Origin of the sequence: Paractinoplanes aksuensis (assembly GCF_024137025.1) — a bacterium.
Lineage (GTDB): Bacteria > Actinomycetota > Actinomycetes > Mycobacteriales > Micromonosporaceae > Actinoplanes > Actinoplanes aksuensis.
In genome coordinates, this window is record NZ_JAMYJR010000034.1 from 14,232 (window position 1) to 33,101 (window position 18,870).

At 69.3% G+C, this 18,870-nt stretch carries 20 protein-coding genes; 14 read left to right on the top strand and 6 right to left on the bottom strand.

Features of this window, described 5'->3' with window-relative positions:
- Window positions 1-8 precede the first annotated feature (8 nt).
- The 8 genes from M1L60_RS31290 to M1L60_RS31320 all read left to right on the top strand — a co-directional run bounded on the left by M1L60_RS31290 (window position 9) and on the right by M1L60_RS31320 (window position 7,211).
- The gene (locus M1L60_RS31290; RefSeq protein ID WP_253241141.1) at window positions 9-1,046 is read left to right on the top strand and encodes an ABC transporter permease; all 1,038 of its coding nucleotides are present in this window, start codon (window positions 9-11) and stop codon (window positions 1,044-1,046) included.
- Window positions 1,043-1,177: a hypothetical protein gene (locus tag M1L60_RS47225; protein WP_256517484.1), complete on the top strand. Its 135-nt coding sequence runs from the start codon at window positions 1,043-1,045 to the stop codon at window positions 1,175-1,177. Before M1L60_RS31290 ends, M1L60_RS47225 begins: the two co-directional genes overlap by 4 nt.
- Window positions 1,174-2,268 carry an ABC transporter permease gene (locus M1L60_RS31295; RefSeq protein WP_253241142.1) on the top strand — a complete coding sequence of 365 codons (1,095 nt, stop codon included), beginning with the start codon at window positions 1,174-1,176 and terminating at the stop codon, window positions 2,266-2,268. The genes M1L60_RS47225 and M1L60_RS31295 overlap by 4 nt, the downstream gene beginning before the upstream one ends.
- The gene (locus M1L60_RS31300) at window positions 2,268-3,773 is read left to right on the top strand and encodes a sugar ABC transporter ATP-binding protein (protein ID WP_253241143.1); all 1,506 of its coding nucleotides are present in this window, start codon (window positions 2,268-2,270) and stop codon (window positions 3,771-3,773) included. Before M1L60_RS31295 ends, M1L60_RS31300 begins: the two co-directional genes overlap by 1 nt.
- Window positions 3,774-3,959: 186 nt before the next feature.
- The gene (locus M1L60_RS31305; protein WP_253241144.1) at window positions 3,960-4,895 is read left to right on the top strand and encodes an aldo/keto reductase; all 936 of its coding nucleotides are present in this window, start codon (window positions 3,960-3,962) and stop codon (window positions 4,893-4,895) included.
- Entirely contained in the window at window positions 4,892-5,707 is an 816-nt protein-coding gene (locus M1L60_RS31310) for an amidohydrolase family protein (RefSeq protein ID WP_253241145.1), read from the top strand. The genes M1L60_RS31305 and M1L60_RS31310 overlap by 4 nt, the downstream gene beginning before the upstream one ends.
- Complete coding sequence (locus M1L60_RS31315) at window positions 5,704-5,934, top strand: hypothetical protein (RefSeq protein ID WP_253241146.1); 231 nt, start codon at window positions 5,704-5,706, stop codon at window positions 5,932-5,934. Before M1L60_RS31310 ends, M1L60_RS31315 begins: the two co-directional genes overlap by 4 nt.
- Window positions 5,931-7,211, top strand: coding sequence for an enolase C-terminal domain-like protein (locus M1L60_RS31320; RefSeq protein ID WP_253241147.1), 1,281 nt, complete (start codon window positions 5,931-5,933; stop codon window positions 7,209-7,211). The genes M1L60_RS31315 and M1L60_RS31320 overlap by 4 nt, the downstream gene beginning before the upstream one ends.
- Here the strand turns inward: M1L60_RS31320 and M1L60_RS31325 are convergent.
- Window positions 7,184-7,588, bottom strand: a complete 405-nt coding sequence (locus M1L60_RS31325) for an NAD(P)-binding protein (protein ID WP_253241148.1) — start codon at window positions 7,586-7,588, stop codon at window positions 7,184-7,186. The genes M1L60_RS31320 and M1L60_RS31325 overlap by 28 nt on opposite strands.
- Window positions 7,589-7,706: 118 nt before the next feature.
- Here M1L60_RS31325 and M1L60_RS31330 point away from each other — a divergent pair, with 118 nt between their 5' ends.
- The 6 genes from M1L60_RS31330 to M1L60_RS31355 all read left to right on the top strand — a co-directional run bounded on the left by M1L60_RS31330 (window position 7,707) and on the right by M1L60_RS31355 (window position 12,549).
- Entirely contained in the window at window positions 7,707-8,285 is a 579-nt protein-coding gene (locus M1L60_RS31330; RefSeq protein ID WP_253241149.1) for an RNA polymerase sigma factor, read from the top strand.
- Entirely contained in the window at window positions 8,239-8,892 is a 654-nt protein-coding gene (locus M1L60_RS31335; protein ID WP_253241150.1) for an anti-sigma factor, read from the top strand. Before M1L60_RS31330 ends, M1L60_RS31335 begins: the two co-directional genes overlap by 47 nt.
- Window positions 8,893-8,984: 92 nt before the next feature.
- Window positions 8,985-9,626, top strand: a complete 642-nt coding sequence (locus M1L60_RS31340) for a fasciclin domain-containing protein (protein ID WP_253241151.1) — start codon at window positions 8,985-8,987, stop codon at window positions 9,624-9,626.
- A 242-nt stretch (window positions 9,627-9,868) separates the two neighbouring features.
- Window positions 9,869-11,353, top strand: coding sequence for a M28 family peptidase (locus M1L60_RS31345; protein WP_253241152.1), 1,485 nt, complete (start codon window positions 9,869-9,871; stop codon window positions 11,351-11,353).
- Between the two features lie 68 nt (window positions 11,354-11,421).
- A complete protein-coding gene (locus tag M1L60_RS31350; protein ID WP_253241153.1) occupies window positions 11,422-11,880 on the top strand; it encodes a hypothetical protein in 459 nt (152 codons plus the stop codon).
- Between the two features lie 339 nt (window positions 11,881-12,219).
- Window positions 12,220-12,549 carry a cupin domain-containing protein gene (locus M1L60_RS31355; RefSeq protein WP_253241154.1) on the top strand — a complete coding sequence of 110 codons (330 nt, stop codon included), beginning with the start codon at window positions 12,220-12,222 and terminating at the stop codon, window positions 12,547-12,549.
- Window positions 12,550-12,848: 299 nt separating this feature from the next.
- On the opposite strand, the gene M1L60_RS31360 is transcribed toward M1L60_RS31355, so the two are convergent.
- Genes M1L60_RS31360 through M1L60_RS31380 form a run of 5 tightly spaced genes read right to left on the bottom strand, consistent with a single transcriptional unit; the run spans window position 12,849 to window position 18,730 of the window.
- Window positions 12,849-14,405: a glycoside hydrolase family 13 protein gene (locus M1L60_RS31360; protein ID WP_253241155.1), complete on the bottom strand. Its 1,557-nt coding sequence runs from the start codon at window positions 14,403-14,405 to the stop codon at window positions 12,849-12,851.
- Window positions 14,402-15,628 (bottom strand): ABC transporter ATP-binding protein, encoded by a 1,227-nt coding sequence (locus M1L60_RS31365; RefSeq protein WP_253241156.1) that lies wholly within the window; start codon window positions 15,626-15,628, stop codon window positions 14,402-14,404. Before M1L60_RS31365 ends, M1L60_RS31360 begins: the two co-directional genes overlap by 4 nt.
- Window positions 15,629-15,639: 11 nt before the next feature.
- Window positions 15,640-16,470: a carbohydrate ABC transporter permease gene (locus M1L60_RS31370; protein WP_253241157.1), complete on the bottom strand. Its 831-nt coding sequence runs from the start codon at window positions 16,468-16,470 to the stop codon at window positions 15,640-15,642.
- Window positions 16,467-17,420 (bottom strand): carbohydrate ABC transporter permease, encoded by a 954-nt coding sequence (locus M1L60_RS31375; protein ID WP_253241158.1) that lies wholly within the window; start codon window positions 17,418-17,420, stop codon window positions 16,467-16,469. The genes M1L60_RS31370 and M1L60_RS31375 overlap by 4 nt, the downstream gene beginning before the upstream one ends.
- Before the next feature lie 8 nt (window positions 17,421-17,428).
- Window positions 17,429-18,730, bottom strand: coding sequence for an extracellular solute-binding protein (locus M1L60_RS31380; RefSeq protein ID WP_253241159.1), 1,302 nt, complete (start codon window positions 18,728-18,730; stop codon window positions 17,429-17,431).
- Window positions 18,731-18,870: the final 140 nt, after the last annotated feature.

Sequence of the window (18,870 nt, forward strand, 5' to 3'; positions counted from 1 at the left end):
CCGCGCTGATGGAAAAGACCGCGGCGCCGCCGGGCCGGCCGCGCCGCCTGCCGCTCTGGGCCAATCCCCGCCTCGGCCTCGTGGTGCTGCTGGTGCTGCTCGTGGCGTTCTTCAGCATCTTGCGCCCGGCGTTCCTCGACACCCGGCTCACCCTGACGCCGCTGCAGTCCGACATCAGCGTCTACCTCGTCGTGGGTCTGGCTCAGCTCAGCGTGCTGTCGCTCGGCCACATGAACCTGGCCGTGGGCCGCATGGCGGCGACGAGTGCCTTCGCGATGGGCCTGACCCACGACAAACTCGGCGCCGGGCTGATCGTCAGCCTGACTGTCGGTCTGCTGGTCGGGGCTCTGCTCGGCGCGCTGGCCGGGCTGATCATCTCGCGTACGGGGGTGAATTCGTTCGTGGTCACCCTGGCCATGGACTTCGCCCTGGTCGGCCTGATCACCATCCTGTACGCGTCGGCCACCGACGGTGTGGCGTTCCCGACCATGCCGGCGGGCATGGAGGCGCTGCGCTTCGACACGTTCGCCGACTACTGCCTGGGTGACATCTGCGGACCGCGCATCCCGTTGGTGGTGCCGATCGCGCTCGTCGCGGCGCTGCTGGTGGGCCTGTTGTTCCGCTGGTCCCGGCTCGGGCGCGAGATCCTCATGACCGGTTCGAACGCGCGCGCGGCCGAACTGTCGGGCATTCCCACCCGTACGCGGGTCGTGCAGGCCCACGCGCTCAGCGGTCTCATCGCGGCGCTGGCCGGGTTCCTGCTGGCCGCCAACAACGGCGCGTTCTCGGCCGGCATCGGCGATTCGTTCCTGCTGCCGTCGTTCCTGGCCCCCGTCCTCGGCGGCACCTTGCTGGTCGGCGGCGCGGTCAGTGTGCTCGGCACGGTGCTCGGCGCGACCCTGACCCAGGTCATCTACAAGGGCCTCAACCTGTTGCAGTTCCAGCTCGACCAGCTGCAGCTCTACATCGGGCTGGTGCTGCTGGCGGCGTTGTCGCTCGACCGGGCCCGCCACGTGCTCGCCGAGCGGAGAGGGGCTGCGCCATGAGCTGTCGCCCGTGGGCCGGCCACCACATCGCCGGCGCCACCCCGACCGTCCCCCGGCCCGGCCGTCGCATCGCCGGGGCCGAGCTCGCCGCCGGCATCCGGCCCGGCCGCACCGGTGGAGGCGCGCCATGACGCTCACCGCTTCATCCCGTGTTCTCACGACCCGGGACAGCATCTGGCGGGCTCCCGAGTTCACTCTTGCCGTGCTCGCTATTGCTGGTTTTGTGGCTCTGGCCATCGCGACCGGCGGCAATCTGCTGTCGGCAGGCACGCTCGAGGCGTTCTTCCGCTTCCTGGCCGTGCCCATCGTCATCGGGCTGTCCCAGATGGTGGTGCTCGCGGTCGGTCAGATGAACCTGTCGGTCGGCGCGCTCACCGGCTTCTGCGCGATGGCCTCGGCGTGGCTGATGCTCGAAGCCGGACTGCCCGCCCCGATCGCCGTGCTGGCCGCGCTGGCCCTGGGGCTGGCGGTCGGTCTGGCCAACGGGCTGCTGGTCGTCCTGACCCGGATCAACGGCTTCATCGTCACGCTCGCCACCATGACGATCATTCAAGGCCTTCGGTACGGGGTGAACGGCCCCGACACCTACCAGGGCTACTCCGAGGGCCTGCGCGCCTTCGGCCGCGCCTCGATCCTGGGTCTGCCGGCAGTGTTCCTCGTCGCGCTCGTGGTCGTCGTGCTGGTCGGGCTCTACTTCGCCCGCACGGTGTCCGGCCGCAAACTGCTGGCCAGCGGCGGCAGCCCGTTCGCGGCCCGGCTCTCCGGCATCTCGAACGACCGCTCGCTGGTCATCGCCCACGGCCTGTCCGGCCTGCTGGCCGGCGTAGCCGCAGTGCTCACGGTGGCCGCATCAGGCTCGGTCAACGCCACCATCGGCGACGACCTGCTGCTACCCAGCTTCGCCGCCCCCATCATCGGCGGCGTGGCCCTGACCGGCGGCATGGTCAGCGTGACCGGCACAGTGCTGGCCGCCTTCCTGGTCCGCCTGGTCGACGTCATGCAGGCCCAGTTCGGCATCAACCCCCGCTGGGTAGACCTGATCATCGGCGCCGTGGTGCTGGGCGCAGTCCTACTAGGCACAGCCCGCCAAAAACTCTTCTCCCTACGCCCAGGTTCGCCACAACCTGCTTCGGCGCAGCCCGGCTCAGCGCAACCCGACTCGGCGCAGCCCAGTTCGGCGCAGCCCGGTTCGTCGCGGGACGAGGAGAGGCGGTCGCCCTGATGTTTGTCGCGGACAAGCTGGTCAAGACGTTCCCCGGGGTGCGTGCGCTCGACGGCGCCACGCTCACCCTGAGGCCCGGCAGCGTGCACGCGCTGCTCGGCGAGAACGGCGCCGGCAAGAGCACCCTGGTCAAGCTGCTGACCGGCGTCTACCGCCCGGACGGCGGCCGCATCACCTGGGACGGCGAGGAACTGCACTTCGGCGGCCCGCTCGCCGCGCAGAAGGCCGGCATCGGGGTCGTACACCAGGAAAGGAACCTCATCCCCGCCTTCACGGTGGCCGAGAACATCGTGCTGCACCACCTGCCCGGCCAAGCAGGCTGGCTCGACAAACAGCGCATGCGCGCCGAGGCCCGCCGCTGCCTCGACCTGCTCGAGGTCGAACTCGACCCCGACACCCCCGTCGCCCGCCTCTCGGTGGCCCAGGGCCAGCTGGTCGAGATCGCCAAGGCGCTCAGCCTGGACAGCAAGGTGCTGCTGCTCGACGAACCGACAGCCTCGCTGACGGGCGACGAGGCCGACCGCCTGTACACGGTGGTGCGCCGGCTGCGCGACTCCGGCCACTCGGTGGTGCTGGTCAGCCACAAACTGGAGGAGGTTTTCGCCGTAGCCGACACGGTCACCGTGCTGCGCGACGGCCGCAGCGTGGCCGAAGCCGCCCCGTTGGAGGGCTACTCGCAAAGCGCGATAGTAGATCTGATGGTCGGTCGCGCTTTCGCGTCGATCGAGCTTCCCCAGCGTACGGTCGACGCCTCCAAGCCCCCGGCCCTCCGCTTGGACAGCGTGGACACGGCGCTGGGCCACCGCGACATCTCGCTCTCGGTGCGCCCCGGCGAGATCCTCGGCCTGTACGGCCTGGTCGGCGCCGGCCGCAGCGAACTGGCCAAGGCCGTTCTCGGTTTGGAACCCATCACAGCCGGAACAGTCGAGGTACACGGCAAGCCGGCCCGCATCAAAGACGTAGGCGAGGCATTGCGCCGCTACCGCCTGGGCTACGTCACCGAGGACCGCAAACACGAGGGCCTGTTCCTGGAACAACCGGTAGCCCGCAACATCGCCGTGACGGTATGGCGCCGCTTGGCCAAGGCCGGCCTCATCCCCGACCGCCAAGAACGAACCCTGGCCGCGACGTACGTCGAAAAGCTGGGCATCCGCATCTCCTCCGCCCAGCAGCTGGCAGGCCAGCTGTCCGGAGGCAATCAGCAAAAAGTAAGTCTGGCCAAGTGGCTCGCCGCTGAATGCGACATCCTGATCGTCGACGAGCCCACAGTAGGCATCGACGTACGCACAAAAGCAGCCTTCCACGAACTCATCGCCGGCCTGGCCGCCGACGGCCTGGCCCTGCTGCTCATCTCCTCCGACCTCCCCGAAACGATCGTCCTGGCCGACCGCATCGCCGTGATGAGCGACCTGCGCGTGGTGGGCCAACTCGATAACACCCACAACTACGCCCAAATGAGCCAGCAAATCATCCGCATGATCCACGCCGAGGTCCACACCGCATGACCTCACCACCCACTACTCGCGCGTCCGAAAACGCGCATCACCCGACCACGAATCCGCGCCAGCGCCCCCAGAAACGCGCATCATCCGACCGTCACGAGCCGCACTCGCGCGAAACGCGCATCATTTGACCGTTGTTTGAAGGACTGAAGGCTGAACTCGCGCATGAACCCGTTTGAAGTTGTCCGGTTGGGCCGTTCGGATGTGCACGTGACCCGGCTCGGGCTGGGGATGGCGCCGCTGGGCGGGCTGTTCGAGGCGGTCACCGACGAGCAGGCCCGGGCCACCGTCGAGCGCGCCTGGCAGCTGGGCGTGCGCTACTTCGACGTGGCGCCGCTCTACGGCAACGGGCTCGCCGAGCGCCGCACCGGGCCCGTGCTGGCCGGGAAGCCGCGCGACCAGTTCGCGCTGTCGACCAAGGTGGGCCGGCTGCTGCGACCGGGCGGCTCGGATACGCAGAACATCTGGGCCGAGCCGAGCGGCGTCACCCCCGTGTTCGACTTCAGCCGCGAAGGCGTGCGGACCTCGTACGCGGAAAGCCTGGACCGCCTGAACCTGGGCCGGGCCGACATCCTGCATCTGCACGATCCGGACGACCATTTCGACCAGGCGGTGAGCGAAGCGCTCCCCGCATTGAGCGAACTGCGAGCAAGTGGACAGATTCGAGCAGTCTCGGCCGGCATGAACCAGGCCAAGATGCTCGCCGAGCTGGTGCGCACCGGGCTGCTCGACGCCGTCCTGCTGGCCGGCCGATACACCCTGCTCGACCAGTCCGGCCGCGCCGAACTGCTGCCACTGTGCGCCGACCGCGGCGTCGCGGTCATCGTCGGGGGCGTCTTCAACTCGGGGCTGCTGGCCGATCCCCGGCCGGGTGCTCGTTTCGACTATGTCGCCGCCGACCCGGAACTGATCGAACGCGCGCTGGCGATACGAGCAGTTTGTGAGCGACACGGGATCCCGCTGCGCGCCGCGGCCATCCAGTTCCCGGCCACGCACCCCGCGGTGACCACCGTGCTCGTCGGCGCGCGCTCGGCCGCCGAGGTCGAGGACGCCGCACGGATGGCGGCCGTGCCCATCCCGCCCACGCTCTGGGCCGACCTGCGTACCGAAGGGCTGCTCACGTGATCATCGACGCGCACCACCACCTGTGGACGGCCGACTACGCCTGGCTGCAGGACCCGTCCCTGGCCCGGATCCGCCGCGACTACACGGTCGGCGACCTGCGCGCGGCGATCGACAGCACGCCTGTCGAACGGACGATCCTGGTGGAGGGCGGCCGCGGCGATCTGGCCGAGACCCGCGAGTTCCTGCGGATCGCCGAACAGACACCGGAGATCGCGGGCGTGGTCGGCTGGGCCTCGCTCACCGACCCCGGCCTGGCCGGCACTCTGGCCGGCCTCGACAGTCCGCTGCTCGTCGGCGTACGCGATCAGGTGCAGGCCCACGGCGACACCTACCTCGACCGTCCCGACGTCCGGGCCGGCCTGGCCGCGGTGGCCTCGGCCGGACTGGTCAACGAACTGGTCGTACGCGCATCGCAGTTGCCCTCGGTGGCCCGGGCCGCCGCTGCCCTGCCCAGCTCGACGTTCGTTCTCGACCACCTGGGGAAGCCGCCGATCGCCGCCGGCGACTTCGACCGGTGGCGTGACCTCATCATCCCGGTCGCCGCGCAGCCCAACGTGGTGGCCAAACTCTCCGGCCTGGTCGCGGAGGCGGACTGGGCCACCTGGACGCCTGCGGACCTCCGCCCCTACGTGGAGACCGCGGTCGAGATGTTCGGCGCCACCCGGCTGATGTTCGGATCGGACTGGCCGGTTCTCGAGGTGGCGGCCACGTACGCCGAGGTCTGGGACGCGCTGACCGAGTTGCTCGGTGGCGTCCCGGGGGATGTCTTCGGCGGCACCGCCATCAGCACCTACGAACTGGAGCTCAAGTGAAGTACCTGCGAGTCGGACCCGTCGGCTGGGAGCGGCCCGTCGCCGCGAGCGGCGGTCGGTTCCACGACCTCCCAGCGGTGACGGCCGACATCGACGGCGCGTTCCTGGCCACGCCGCAGGGGGTGGCGCTGTCGGGCCGCTTCCCCTACCTGGCCGAGGGCGACGTGGTCGAGGTCGAGGTCGAAGGGCTGGGCCGCCAGCGCAACACCGTGAGGAACGCCGCATGAAAATCGTCGCGATCGACACGTACGACGTCCGTTTCCCCACCTCGCGCGAGCTCGACGGCTCGGACGCGATGAACCCCGACCCCGACTATTCGGCGGCGTACGTCGTGCTGCACGCCGACAACGGCCGGGCCGGGCACGGGTTCACCTTCACCATCGGCCGGGGCAACGAGGTGTGCCAGGCCGCGATCGAGGCGCTGGCCCCGTTCGTGGTCGGCCAGTCGGTGGACGACCTGGGCGAGTTCGCGCGCCGGCTCACCCACGACTCGCAGATCCGCTGGCTCGGCCCCGAGAAGGGCGTGGTCCACCTGGCCGCGGCCGCGCTGATCAACGCGGCCTGGGACCTGGCCGGAAAGACCGCCGGGAAGCCGGTGTGGCAGTTGCTGGCCGAGATGAGCCCGCAGCAGATCGTCGACCTGGTCGATTGGCGTTATCTGAGCGATGCGCTCAATCCGGCCGAAGCGCTTGAGATCCTGTCCGCGGCACTACCGGGCCGGGCCGATCGCATCGCGGATCTGAAACGGAGTGGATATCCGGCTTACACGACGTCGCCGGGCTGGCTCGGTTACTCGGACGAGAAGCTGGTGCGCCTGGCCCGCGAGGCGGTGGCCGACGGCTACACGCAGATCAAGCTCAAGGTCGGCGACAACCTCGAGGACGACGTACGCCGGATGAAGCTGGCCCGGCAGACCGTGGGCGACAGCATCCGGGTCGCGGTGGACGCCAACCAGCGCTGGGATGTCGACGAGGCGGTCCGCTGGATGACCGCCCTCGCCCCGTACGACCCGTGGTGGATCGAGGAGCCGACCAGCCCCGACGACGTGCTCGGCCACGCGGCGATCCGCCGCGCCCTGAGCCCGTCCGGAATCAAGGTCGCCACCGGCGAACACGTGCAGAACCGCATCATCTTCAAGCAACTGCTGCAGGCCGACGCCGTCGACTTCGTCCAGATCGACGCGGCCCGGGTGGCCGGCGTCAACGAGAACATCGCCATCCTGCTGCTGGCGGCCAAGTACGGAAAGCCGGTCTGCCCCCACGCGGGCGGCGTCGGCCTGTGCGAACTCGTCCAGCACCTGTCGATCTTCGACTATGTAGCGGTCTCCGGCTCGATGCAGGACAGAGTCATCGAGTACGTCGACCACCTCCACGAACACTTCGTCGACCCGGTCGTCATCCAGGACGGCGCCTACCAGGTGCCGACGGCCCCCGGCTTCTCGGCCGAGATCCGCCCGGAGACGCTGCAGCGCTTCTCCTACCCCGACGGGCCCGAGTGGGCGTGACCCATCCTGATCCCCGGCCCGGTCGCGGCGCTGCGGCATCTGGCCTGGTACTTCTCGCGCGAAGCCCGGACGGAGAAGTCGAAATCCGGGAAATGCAGCACGTCGTAGTCGTCGGGCAGCGGGTTCAACTGCACCCGGCCGTCGGTCATGAAGTCCAGGAACGGCCCGGCGTTCCCGCTCATGTAGTGCAGGCCGGTGCCGAACTTGAACCGCTCCTCCCGGGAGAACTCGTGGGTCATCCCGCCCAGCATGTAGTGCTGTTCGAGGACGAGCACCTTCTTGCCGCCGAACTGCGCCGGCATCCGGGCCGCGGCCAGGCCGCCCATGCCCGACCCGATGACGACGACATCGGCTTCTTCGTACCCGCTCTCGCTCACCGCCCCACGCTAGGAAGACCGACTGGACAACTTCTGGATGGTCCCGTTCAGAAAAGCGGACCCATCCGCGCCGGCCGTGCCTGCGAATCACTCGGGACTCTGTGCGGGAGGGGGGTCGATGAGCTCCGACGACGAGCTGGCCGAGCAGTTGCGGGACGGCGACGAAAAAGCATTGCGTACGGCGTACGAACGGCACGGAGGGGCCGTGTTGCACCTGGCCCAGCGCCTGCTGGGTAACCGGGCCGACGCCGAGGACGTCACGCAACTGACTTTCGTGGCCGCGTGGAAGGGGCGCGACGGGTACGACCCGGGACGCGGCACGATGCTGAGCTGGCTGCTCGGCATCGCCCGGCGCAAGGTGGTGGACCGGCTGCGGTCGGCCGCCCGCGACGATCGGGTGGCCGAGTCCGTACGCGCGCAGCTGGCGCCGCCCGACGGCCGGGAGACCCCGGAGCGGGTGGTGGACCGGCTGCTGATCGCCGACGAGCTGAGCCGTCTGCCCGAGGAGCAGCGGCGCACGCTGGAGCTGGCCTTCTTCGACGACCTGACCCATCCCCAGATCGCCGCGGTCACCGGGCTGCCACTGGGTACCGTCAAGAGTCATATCCGGCGCGGAATGGCCAACCTGCGACGTCGTTGGGAGGTGGACGGTGCAGCATCTGGATCCCGATCGGCTGGTTCTACTCGCGCTCTCTGAGCCGCCGGGACCGGACGAGTCCGACCACCTGACCACGTGCGCCGCCTGCCGGCACGAGCTGGCCGACCTGCGCGACGTGGCCGGGCTGGGCGCCGAGACTCAGGACGTCCGCGACCTGCCCGCGCCGCCGGAACACATCTGGCGGGCCATCGCCGCCGACATCGAGCAGGAACAGCCGGCCCGGCGTTCCCGGCCGCGGTGGCTGATCCCGGTGCTCGCGGCGGCGGTGGCGATCGTGGCCGGGGTGGCCGGAACGGTTCTGGTCAACCGCGCGCCGGTCACGGCCCGGGCCACCCTCGCTCCCCTGGCGACGGTCCCGGCCGGGGCCGGTGGCAGCGCACGGGTGCACTCCGACGGCCGGATGCAGGTCGACGTGCGGAACCTGCCGCTCACCACGGGCTTCCACGAGGTGTGGCTGATCGATCCCGACGACCTCACCCGGATGGTGGCCATCGGCAGCCTGACCGGGAACCGGGACTCGGTGCTGGCCGTGCCGCCGGGCACCGATCTGCGCCGGTACCGCCTGGTCGACGTCAGCGACGAGCCGCACGACGGCGACGCCACCCACTCCGGGCGGAGCCTGCTGCGTGGAACTCTGACCTCCTGAGTGCATCCACCGGCTCGGTTCCGGACGAAGTACGGGTGGCGGCAGCGAGCCGTCACCCGTACTTGTCACTCGTACCGGAAGGACACCTCACGATGAGGATCACCCGAGCGGCCGCCGTGGCCACCGCCGCCCTCGTGGCGTCGGCCCTGACCGCGGCGCCGGCGAGCGCGCACGGCAAGACCAAGCCCTTAGGCACCAAATCGCTGGCCGCGGTGCTGACCGCCGACAAGAGCGGCTTCGACCGTAACGGTTACGACTACGACATCCTGACCGCAGCCGTGCTGGCCGTGCTCGAAGCCAAGCCGTCGAGCCCGGTCAAGGTGCTCACCGACGGCAAGACGGCGCTGACCGCGTTCGTCCCCAACGACCGCGCCTTCGAACTGCTGGTGGCCGACCTGCAGAAAACCAAGCGGCTGCCCAGCGAGAAGAAGGCGTTCACGGCGGTGGCCGGGCTCGGCATCAACACCGTCGAGTCGATCCTGCTCTACCACGTCGTGCCCGGCACCACGATCACCCGCGCGGCCGCCCTCAAGTCCGACGGCGCCCGCCTCAAGACGGCGGCCGGAAGCTCCATAAAGGTCGATGTGTACCGCTTCTGCGGGAAGCGGGTGAAGCTCGTCGACGCCGACCGGAACGACCGTGACCCGCGGATTGTCAGGTTCGACATCAACAAGGGCAACCGCCAGATCGCCCACGGCCTTGACCGGGTGCTCCGCCCGTCTGACCTGCCCTGATCCATCGCCGGGCGGACGGTGTCCGTCCGCCCGGCGCATTCGGACCGTGTGATGGGTTCCCCACGTTGAGTAGCGAATCTAGGTTGCTGGATATTCACACCGCTCGACGAGGGGAACACATCGTGGTGTCTCGATCGACATGGAGACGGATAGGCGGCGCGGCGGCCGCGGCGGTACTGCTGGGCGGTTTTGTCGCCGCCGGGCCTGCGCAGGCCACGTCCGGAAATAGCTCGGTCAAAGACGTGCCCAAGGCGGTCACGCTGGCCGGGGTGCTGCGGCACCTGGTGGCGTTCCAGGCCATCGCCAAGATCAGCGGGGACACGCGGGCGTCGGGCACGCCCGGCTACAAGCGCAGCGCCGACTACGTCGCGACGCTGATGCGGGCGGCCGGCTACAAGGTCACCCGGCAGCCGTTCGAGTTCAATTTCTGTACGGAGAACGGGTCGTCGTTCGCGCAGACCGCGCCCACGCCCACCACCTACACCGACCAGGTCGACTACGACGTGATGGACTGCTCGGGCAGCGGCACGGCGACCGGCGGCATCGTCCCCGTCGACCTGCAGCTGACGACGCCCAACACCAGCACCTCGGGCTGCGAGGCGACCGACTTCGTGGGCGTGAGCGGCAACATCGCCCTCGTGCAGCGCGGCGGTTGCCCGTTCGGCCAGAAGGCCGCGAACGCCGACGCGGCCGGCGCCACCGGCGTCATCATCATGAACCAGGGTGACACCGCGGCACCGGACCGCCAGGACCTCTTCCTCGGCACCCTGGGCACACCGGTCGGGATTCCCGCCATCGGGGTGTCGTACCCGCAAGGGGTGGCCTTCGCCGGCACGGCCGGCCTGACCCTGACGATCACCACCGACACCGTGGCCGACGTGCGCCAGACCGAGAACGTGATCGCCGATTCGCGCTACGGCAACCCCGACGAGGTCGTCATGTCCGGCGCCCACCTCGACTCGGTGCCGGAAGGCCCCGGCATCAACGACAACGGCACCGGCAGCGCCGGCATCCTCGAGACCGCCCTGCAGATGCGCAACGTCAAGACCAAGAACAAGCTGCGTTTCGCCTGGTGGGGTGCCGAGGAGGCCAACCTGGTGGGCTCGACGTTCTATGTCAACGCGCTCACCGAGGAAGAACACGCCAAGATCGCGCTCTACCTCAACTTCGACATGATCGGCTCGCCCAACTACACCTTCGGCGTGTACGACGGTGACAATTCTGACAACACCGGCGCCGGCCCCGGCCCGGCCGGCTCGGCCGAGATCGAGGCCGTCTTCCAGAAGTTCTTCGAGCAGCGCCGGCAGTTCACGGCGGCCTCGGACTTCACCGGCCGCTCGGACTACGGCCCGTTCATCGCCACCGGCATTCCGGCCGGCGGCCTGTTCACCGGGGCCGAGGTCCAGAAGACGGCGGCCGACGTGACGAAGTGGGGCGGTGTGGCCGGGGCGGCCTACGACCCGTGCTACCACCAGGCCTGCGACAGCCTCACGCCCGAGCGGGACGGTGCCGACAAGGCGGTGTACGCCCAGCTCAAGAAGGCCTACAAGAACAAACTGCTCGGCAACATCAACACGTTCGCGCTCGACACCAACGCCGACGCGATCGCCACCGCAGTGGCCACGTACGCCAAGGACACGTCCTCGATCCCGCCGCGCGCCGCGGCCGTGACGGCAGCGGCCCGCTCGGCCGGAGGCCGGACGAGCCACGGCGACTGGATCAGCTGAGAGAGAAAATGGTGGCCGGCGCCCCGGCGTCGGCCACCACCTTGACCGGATAGCGGAGAATGGGTCGCATGATCGCAAGGCGCATCGCCACCCTGGTCGCCACCCTGCTGGCCGTCGGCGGCGCCGGGGCCTGCGGAAACGCGGCCACCACGGACCCCCGGCGCACCGAGCCGGCGGCCATCGCGCCCGCTCCCGCCGAGGCCCGCACGCCGACGCGCGAGGTCCAGGCGGTGGCGGCGGCCACCACTGGCGTGCGGAATGTGCCCGCGGCCTTCCGCTTGCCGCCCGGCAGCCGGGTGGCCGGGCTGGCCGACGGCGAGGCCGGGGCGTCATTCACGCTGACGGCGCCGGGGCCGGAGGCGGTGCTCTCGTTCTACCGGCGCGAGCTGCAGCGATCGACGTTCACGATCGTCGCCGACCACGCCGAGGCCGGCGCCACCAGCCTGTCGTTCCGCGACGCCGACGGCTGGGCCGGCACCATCTACGCCACTGCCCAACGCGCCACCGTAGCCATCCGCCGCGCCTGACCACCACCGCCCAGCGCGCCGCCGTAGCCATCCGCCGCGCCTGACCACCAGCGCCCGCCGCTCCCCTCGCCCGGCCCCCTCCACCCGGCCGCCCTCACCGTCGCCGGCTCTCCCGCGCGCTCGGCCCCCGCACAACCGCCACCGCCCCGACGCCGGCCCGGGCGCAGCTGTCGCCCTCCGCCGCCCAGCGCGGCCGGCGCCCTCCCCGAGCCGGTACGTTGCCGGGCCATGACGGAGTGCTCGGGGGCAGAACTGTCCGCCAGCGCCTGCCCGGCGGTGACCGTTGGGGGCACAGAGCGAGCGCACTGGCATGTCACAAATGGTTCGTAGGCTGGGTTCATGCAATCCACTACGCTGCCTGAGCTGGCCGAATCCCTGCTGACGGAGGCGCGCGCCGCGCACAGCGGACGTAGCGCCCACACGTTGTTCGGCAACCACGAGCACCATTTGCGGCAGACTGTCATCGCGCTGGCCGAGGGTCGCGAGCTGGCCGAGCACAACAGTCCCGGCGAGGCCACGCTGCAGGTACTAGCCGGTCACGCACGGCTGACCACCACGAGCGCGGAGTGGGACGGCCGCACCGGCGACCACGTGGTCATCGGCCCGGAGCGGCACAAGGTGACCGCAGTGCAGGACACGGTCATCCTGCTGACCGTCGCCACCGCCTGAATCGTCGTTCATGTTGACTGAATCAACATTGACGTCAACATTGACTCCAGTCCACACGTAAAGGGTCAGCGTCCACCTGTCGGCGGCCGGCACGACTCCACCGGCGCCCAGCAGACTGCCCTCGACGGGTCACGGGCAGATGAACGTTTTGCGCGTGGTGATGGCTCGCGGCTTTGACCTTGATCGATGAAGTCGACGCAACATAATGGACGGACAGCTGACGCGGGGGTGTCGCATGTCCCGAGTGTTCGTGACCGGCCGCCTGAAGCCGCTGTCCCAGACCGGTGAACGGCGCTACGTCACCCCGCGAGCCCGCGGTCACGATCAGAATCCGCATACCAGGCCGTGCTCCCTCCCGGCAGCACCTCGCCGGTTGCGGCCGGGTCGCTGTGCAGCATCAGGGAGGCCGACCGCGCCTCCTCCGGCAGGGGCACGTCGTCGTCGCCCACATTAACTATGCACAGGAATCCGGGGCCGCGCCGGAACGCCAGCACCGTTTCACCCGCCGGCAGCCAGGTCAGGGCGGCCGACGGCAGCGTACGCCGGTGGGCGAGCGCGGCGCGATAGAGGTTGAGCATCGAGGTCGGATCGGCCGCCTGCCGTTCCACGGTCAGCGCGTTCCACCCCGGGGGCTGCGGCAGCCAGGTGGCCGCGCCCGGGCCGAAACCGAGCGACGGCGTCGCTTCCGACCACGGCAAAGGCACGCGGCAGCCGTCACGACCCGGTTCGGCGCCGCCGGTGCGCTGGAACACGGGGTCACGGCGTACGTCGTCGGGAAGGTCTTCGACCTCGGGCAGGCCCAGTTCCTCACCCTGATAGACATAGACGCTGCCGGGCAGGGCCAGCATCAGCAATGCCGCCGCGCGGGCCCGGCGCAGGCCGAGCGCCCCACCGCCGTACCGGGTGACGTGCCGGACCACGTCGTGGTTGGAGAGTACCCAGGTCGGCGGCGCGCCCACCTGGCCGAGCGCCCGCATGCTGCTGTCGACCGCTTCTCTGAGCGCCGCCGCCTCGAACGGGGCGGTCAGGAAGGCGAAGTTGAACGCGGTGTGCAGCTCGTCCGGCCGCAGATACAGCGCGAGCCGTTCGACCGTCTGCACCCAGATCTCGCCGACGAAGACCCGGTCGCCCGGATAAGAGTCCATCACCCGGCGCCAGCCCCGGTAGACGTCGTGCACCTCGTCGACGTCCCAGTGCGGGTGCCTGTCCTCGCCGGCGGTGGCCACGTCGCGCAGCGAGGGGTCCTTGGCCAGGCCGTGGGCGACGTCGATCCGGAAGCCGTCCACCCCGCGGTCGAGCCAGAACCGCAGAATCGCGTGAAATTCCTCCCGCACGTCGGTGGTCGTCCAGTCCAGGTCCGGCTGCTCCGGCGCGAACAGATGCAGGTACCACTGGCCGTCGGGGACGCGCGTCCAGGCCCGGCCGCCGAAGTTGCTCATCCAGTTGTTGGGCGGCTCGTCGCCCCGCCCGTCGCGGAACAGGTAGCGGCCACGCTCAGGGCTGCCGGGCGCGGCCGTCAGCGCTTCTTGAAACCACGGGTGGTCCGACGAGGTGTGGTTGGGGACGAGGTCGATGATGATCCGCAGGCCCAGCTCGTGCGCCTCTCGCAGCAGCGCGTCGGCGTCGGCCAGCGTGCCGAAGCGGGGGTCGACGTCGCGGTAGTCGGCCACGTCGTAGCCGTTGTCGGCCTGCGGGGACGGGTAGAACGGGTTGAGCCAGATCGCGTCGACGCCGAGGTCGCGCAGGTACGGCAGGCGGGATCGGACACCGGCCAGGTCCCCGATCCCGTCGCCGTCGGAGTCGGCGAAGCTCCACACGTACACCTGGTAGATCACCGCGTGGCGCCACCAGCTCATCGGGCCGTCCGCTCCCGCAGCTCCTCTTCCTCGAGGCTGGCCAGGTCGGCCGCGGCCGCTTCGTCACGGGTCAGGTTCTCGCCGCTGCCGGGGTCGAACAGGTGCATCCGGCGGGTGTCGACCCAGAACTCGCCCTCGTGACCCTCCCGCAACCGGCTCATCGCGTCGATCGAGATGATGAGCTGGGTCCGCAGGGCCTCGCCGTCGAGTTCGGCCGCCAGGTCGGCCAGCTGCTTGGTGACCTCGGCGTTGGCCTCGAACGGGATGTACGCGTACTGGGAGTCGCCCAGCCATTCGGTGACATCCACCTGGGCCCGGAACGTCGCGCCCTTGGCCCGCTTCGACTCGTCGAGCACGCGGGCGTCCTCGAAGTGCTCGGGCCGGATGCCCGCGATCAGCAGCTGGCCGTCGGTGACCTTGTCGGCCGCGATGGCCGGCACGTCGACCTCGACGAACGGCAACTTCAGCCGCTGCCCGGAGACCACGGCGGGCAGGAAGTTCATCGGCGGTGAACCGATGAACCCGGCCACGAACATGTTGACCGGCTGCTCGTACAGCTCGCGCGGCGACGCGACCTGCTGCAGGAAACCGCGGCGCAGCACGGCCACCCGGTCGCCCAAGGTCATGGCCTCGGTCTGGTCGTGGGTCACGTACACCGTGGTCGTGCCCAGGCGTCGTTGCATACGCGAGATTTCCGTACGCATCTGGCCGCGCAGTTTCGCGTCCAGGTTGGACAGCGGCTCGTCGAACAGGAACGCGTTGACCTGGCGCACGATCGCCCGGCCCATCGCGACCCGCTGCCGCTGCCCGCCCGAGAGGTTGGCCGGCTTGCGGTCGAGGTGCTCGTTGAGCTCGAGCATGTCGGCCGCCTCCTTGACCCGGCGGCGGATCTCGTCCTCGCTGACCTTCTTGTTCAGCCGCAACGGGAACGCGATGTTCTCGAACACCGTGAGGTGCGGGTAGAGCGCGTAGTTCTGAAACACCATGGACAGGTTGCGGTCGCGGGGCGCCTTCTCGTTGACCCGTTCGCCGCCGATCACCATGTCGCCCGAGGTGATGTCCTCGAGCCCGACGATCATGCGGAGCAGGGTCGACTTCCCGCACCCGGACGGCCCGACCAGAATCATGAACTCGCCGTCGGCGATGTCGAGGCTGATGTCGTTCACGGCCTTGAAGCCGTCGCCGTATTCCTTGACGATGTTGCGCATCTCGATGGCTGCCATGTCGAGTCCTTTCAGCCCTTGACGGCGCCGTTGGTGAGGCCGGCGACGATTTTGCGTTGGAAGAGGAGCACGAGGATGACGACCGGGATGGTGACGACCACGGCGGCGGCCGCGATCGGGGCGGTCGGCTGCGAGAACTGCGAGGCGCCCTGGAAGAACGCCAGCGCGGCGGGCACCGGCCGGGCCGCCTCGCTCGAGGTGAGCGTGATGCCGAAGACGAAGTCGTTCCACACGGCGAAGAACGTGAGGATGGCCGCCGTGAACACGCCCGGGCTGGCCAGCGGCACGATCACCCGGCGGAACGCCTGCCAGGCCGTCGCGCCGTCGACCTGGGCCGCCTGTTCCATCTCCCACGGGATCTCGCGGAAGAACGCGGCCAGCACGTATACCGACAGCGGCAACGAGTACGAGAGATACGGGATGATCAGGCCGAGCCAGGTGTCGTACAGTCCGACATTGCGCCACAGGTCGAACAGCGGCGTGGCGATCGCGATGACCGGGAAGACGGTGATGGCCAGGGCCACCCCGAGCACCAGCCGCTTGCCCGGGAATTCCAGGCGCGAGATCGCGTACGCGGCCAGGGTGGCCAGGATGACCGAGATCGTGGTGGCGATCAGCGACATGCCGACCGAGTTGCGCAGCGCCGAGGTGAACAGGTCGGAGGCGAAGACCGTCTTGTAGTTCTCCCAGCTCCAGACCGTCGGCAGGAACGCGTTGTTGGTGATGTCGTCGCCCTCCTTGAAGGAGAGCGAGATGATCCAGATGACCGGGATGATGGCGTACGCGATGATCAGGACGGCCCCGACGATCCAGTACGCCTGCGTTCGGCGGCTGACCTTCACTTCTTGTCCCCCCTCTGCTGCGACAGATCTGTCTTGAAGACCTTCACGAACAGCACGGCGATCAGGACGACGAGGATGGCCAGGATGACGCTGACGGCCGAGCCGAGCCCGACCATCACCCGGCTGATCGTCTGGCGGTAGGCCAGGAACGACAGGGTCTCGGTGCTCTGCGCGCCGGCGGTCATGATGAAGACGCTGTCGAAGATGCGGAACGCGTCGAGTGTGCGGAACAGCAGCGCCACCATGATGGCGGCCTTCATGTTGGGCAGGATCACCCGCTTGACCCGCTGCCAGGCGGTGGCCCCGTCGACCTGGGCCGCCTCGAGGTAGTCGTCGGGGATCTGGGCCAGACCGGCCAGCAGCAGCAACGACATGAACGGCGTGGTCTTCCAGATCTCGGCCACGCACACCGTGAACAGGGCCGACCACGTGCCCCCGAACCAGTCGAAGTCACCCAGCCCGAACAGGCTGTTGACGAAGCCGTACGTGTTGCTGAACGCGTAGGCCCAGGCATAAGCCGAAACCACAGTGATGATTCCGTACGGGACCAGGATGGCCACCCGCAAGGCCGTGCGCAGATAGAGCGCGCGGTGCATGACCATCGCCAGGCCGAAGCCGAGCACCAGCTCGACCGACACGGTCACCACGGTGATGATCGCGGTGACGCCGAACTGTTTCCAGAACAACCCGTCGGTCAGGATCGTGGCGTAGTTGCCCAGGAAGACGAAGGTGCGTCCGTCGGGGTCGGTCAGGCGGAAGTCGAACAGCGACAACCAGATGGCGTTGAGGATGGGATATCCGGTCACCGCGACCATCGCGATGAACGCCGGCCCGGCCAGCATCCAGCCCAGGTTGCGTTCCTTGCGGGCCCGGTCGGTCAGCCGGATCCGGCGCGCCGCGCGGGTCTCGGTGGGCTTTCGCGGCGGCGCGGCGGGAGTGGTGATGCTCATGGCCGCTCCTAGATCATTCGCTTGTTGGACAGGACGTCCTCGAGAAGCTGGTTGGCCTCCCGCGGAGTGTTCTGGGACGAGAGCGAACCCGGCGGGTGGAAGGAGGTCTGGATGGAACCGGTGACGTCGCCGTAGTACGCGCTGACCGGCCGGGGGGTCGCCGCGTCGAGACCCGTGCGGATCTCGTCGGCCATCGGGAACTTCTCGCGGATCTCGGGGTCGTCGAAGACCGACGCCAAGGCGGCCGGGTTACCGGCCTCGATCATGAAGTCCTTCTGGCTCTGCTCGTTGGCGAGACAGCGGATGGCCTGGGCGGCCAGGTCCTGCCGGCGGCTGAACGAGCTGATCGACAGGCCGAGACCACCGGACGGCGAGGCGCTCTCGGTGCCCGCCTCGACCCGCGGATAGGCGGCCCAGCCGACGTCGTCCTTGAAGTTCGCGGGCAACGAGCCCTCTTCGATGGCCGAGTCGAAGGCGGCCCACACGTAGGGCCAGTTGACCATGAACCCGCCGTTGGCCTCCTGGAACGAGGCCCGCGAGTCCTCCTCACCGGCGGTGCTGAACCCGGGCGGCGCGGCCGGCGAGACGGCCAGGTCGTGCATGATGCGGGCCGCGGTCGCGCCGGCCGGCGAGTTGATCCCGCCCTTGACCTCGTTGGCCGGCAGATTCTCGGAGCCGGGAGCCAGGATCGATCCGCCGCTGGACGAGATCAGTGCGTTGACCCAGACCATCAGGCTCTCGTTGCGCCGGCCCTGCGCGGCCACCGTGACTCCGGCCTGGGTCGCGCCCTTGATCAGCTGGTCCCAGGTCACCGGGCCGGCCGACGGGTCGACTCCGGCCTTCTGCAGCACCGATTTGCGGTACCAGAGCAGTTGGGTGTTGCCGTAGAGCGGGGCCGAGTAGAGCGTGTCGCGGAACGTGGACTGCTTGAGCGGGCCGTCGAGCACGCCCTGGGAGAGCTCTTGCCGCTCGGCGTCGGTGAACGCCCGCAGGAACCCGGCGTTGGCGAACTCGGCCATGAACGGCGGGTCGACGCTGACGATGTCCATCGACCGGTCCTCGGCGGCCAGTCGCCGCAGCAACTGCTCCCGCCCGCCGGCCGCTGTGTTCGGCAGCCGCTGGATGTTGAACTGATAGGCGCCGCCGGACTCGCCCGCGCAGCGCGTGGCCACGGACTCCTGGGCGGCGTCGGCGATGTAGTAGGTGAGCGTGTTGGCGCCGCCGTCGCCGCCACCGCATCCGGTGAGGACGGAGGCGAAGAGCGCGAGGGCGGACGCGGCCGCCCAGCGCCGGGGTTTTCTCTCAAGCACGGTGCCGTCCCTTCGCTACAGAGCGAGCCCTGGAACCGCTTGCAGATCTCAGACTGTTTGTGATCTGCGTCTCATGTCAAGAGTCACTATGTGCATGCACTGCGTGATCGGAAACGCTTCCAGCGGTTGCTACGCTCATC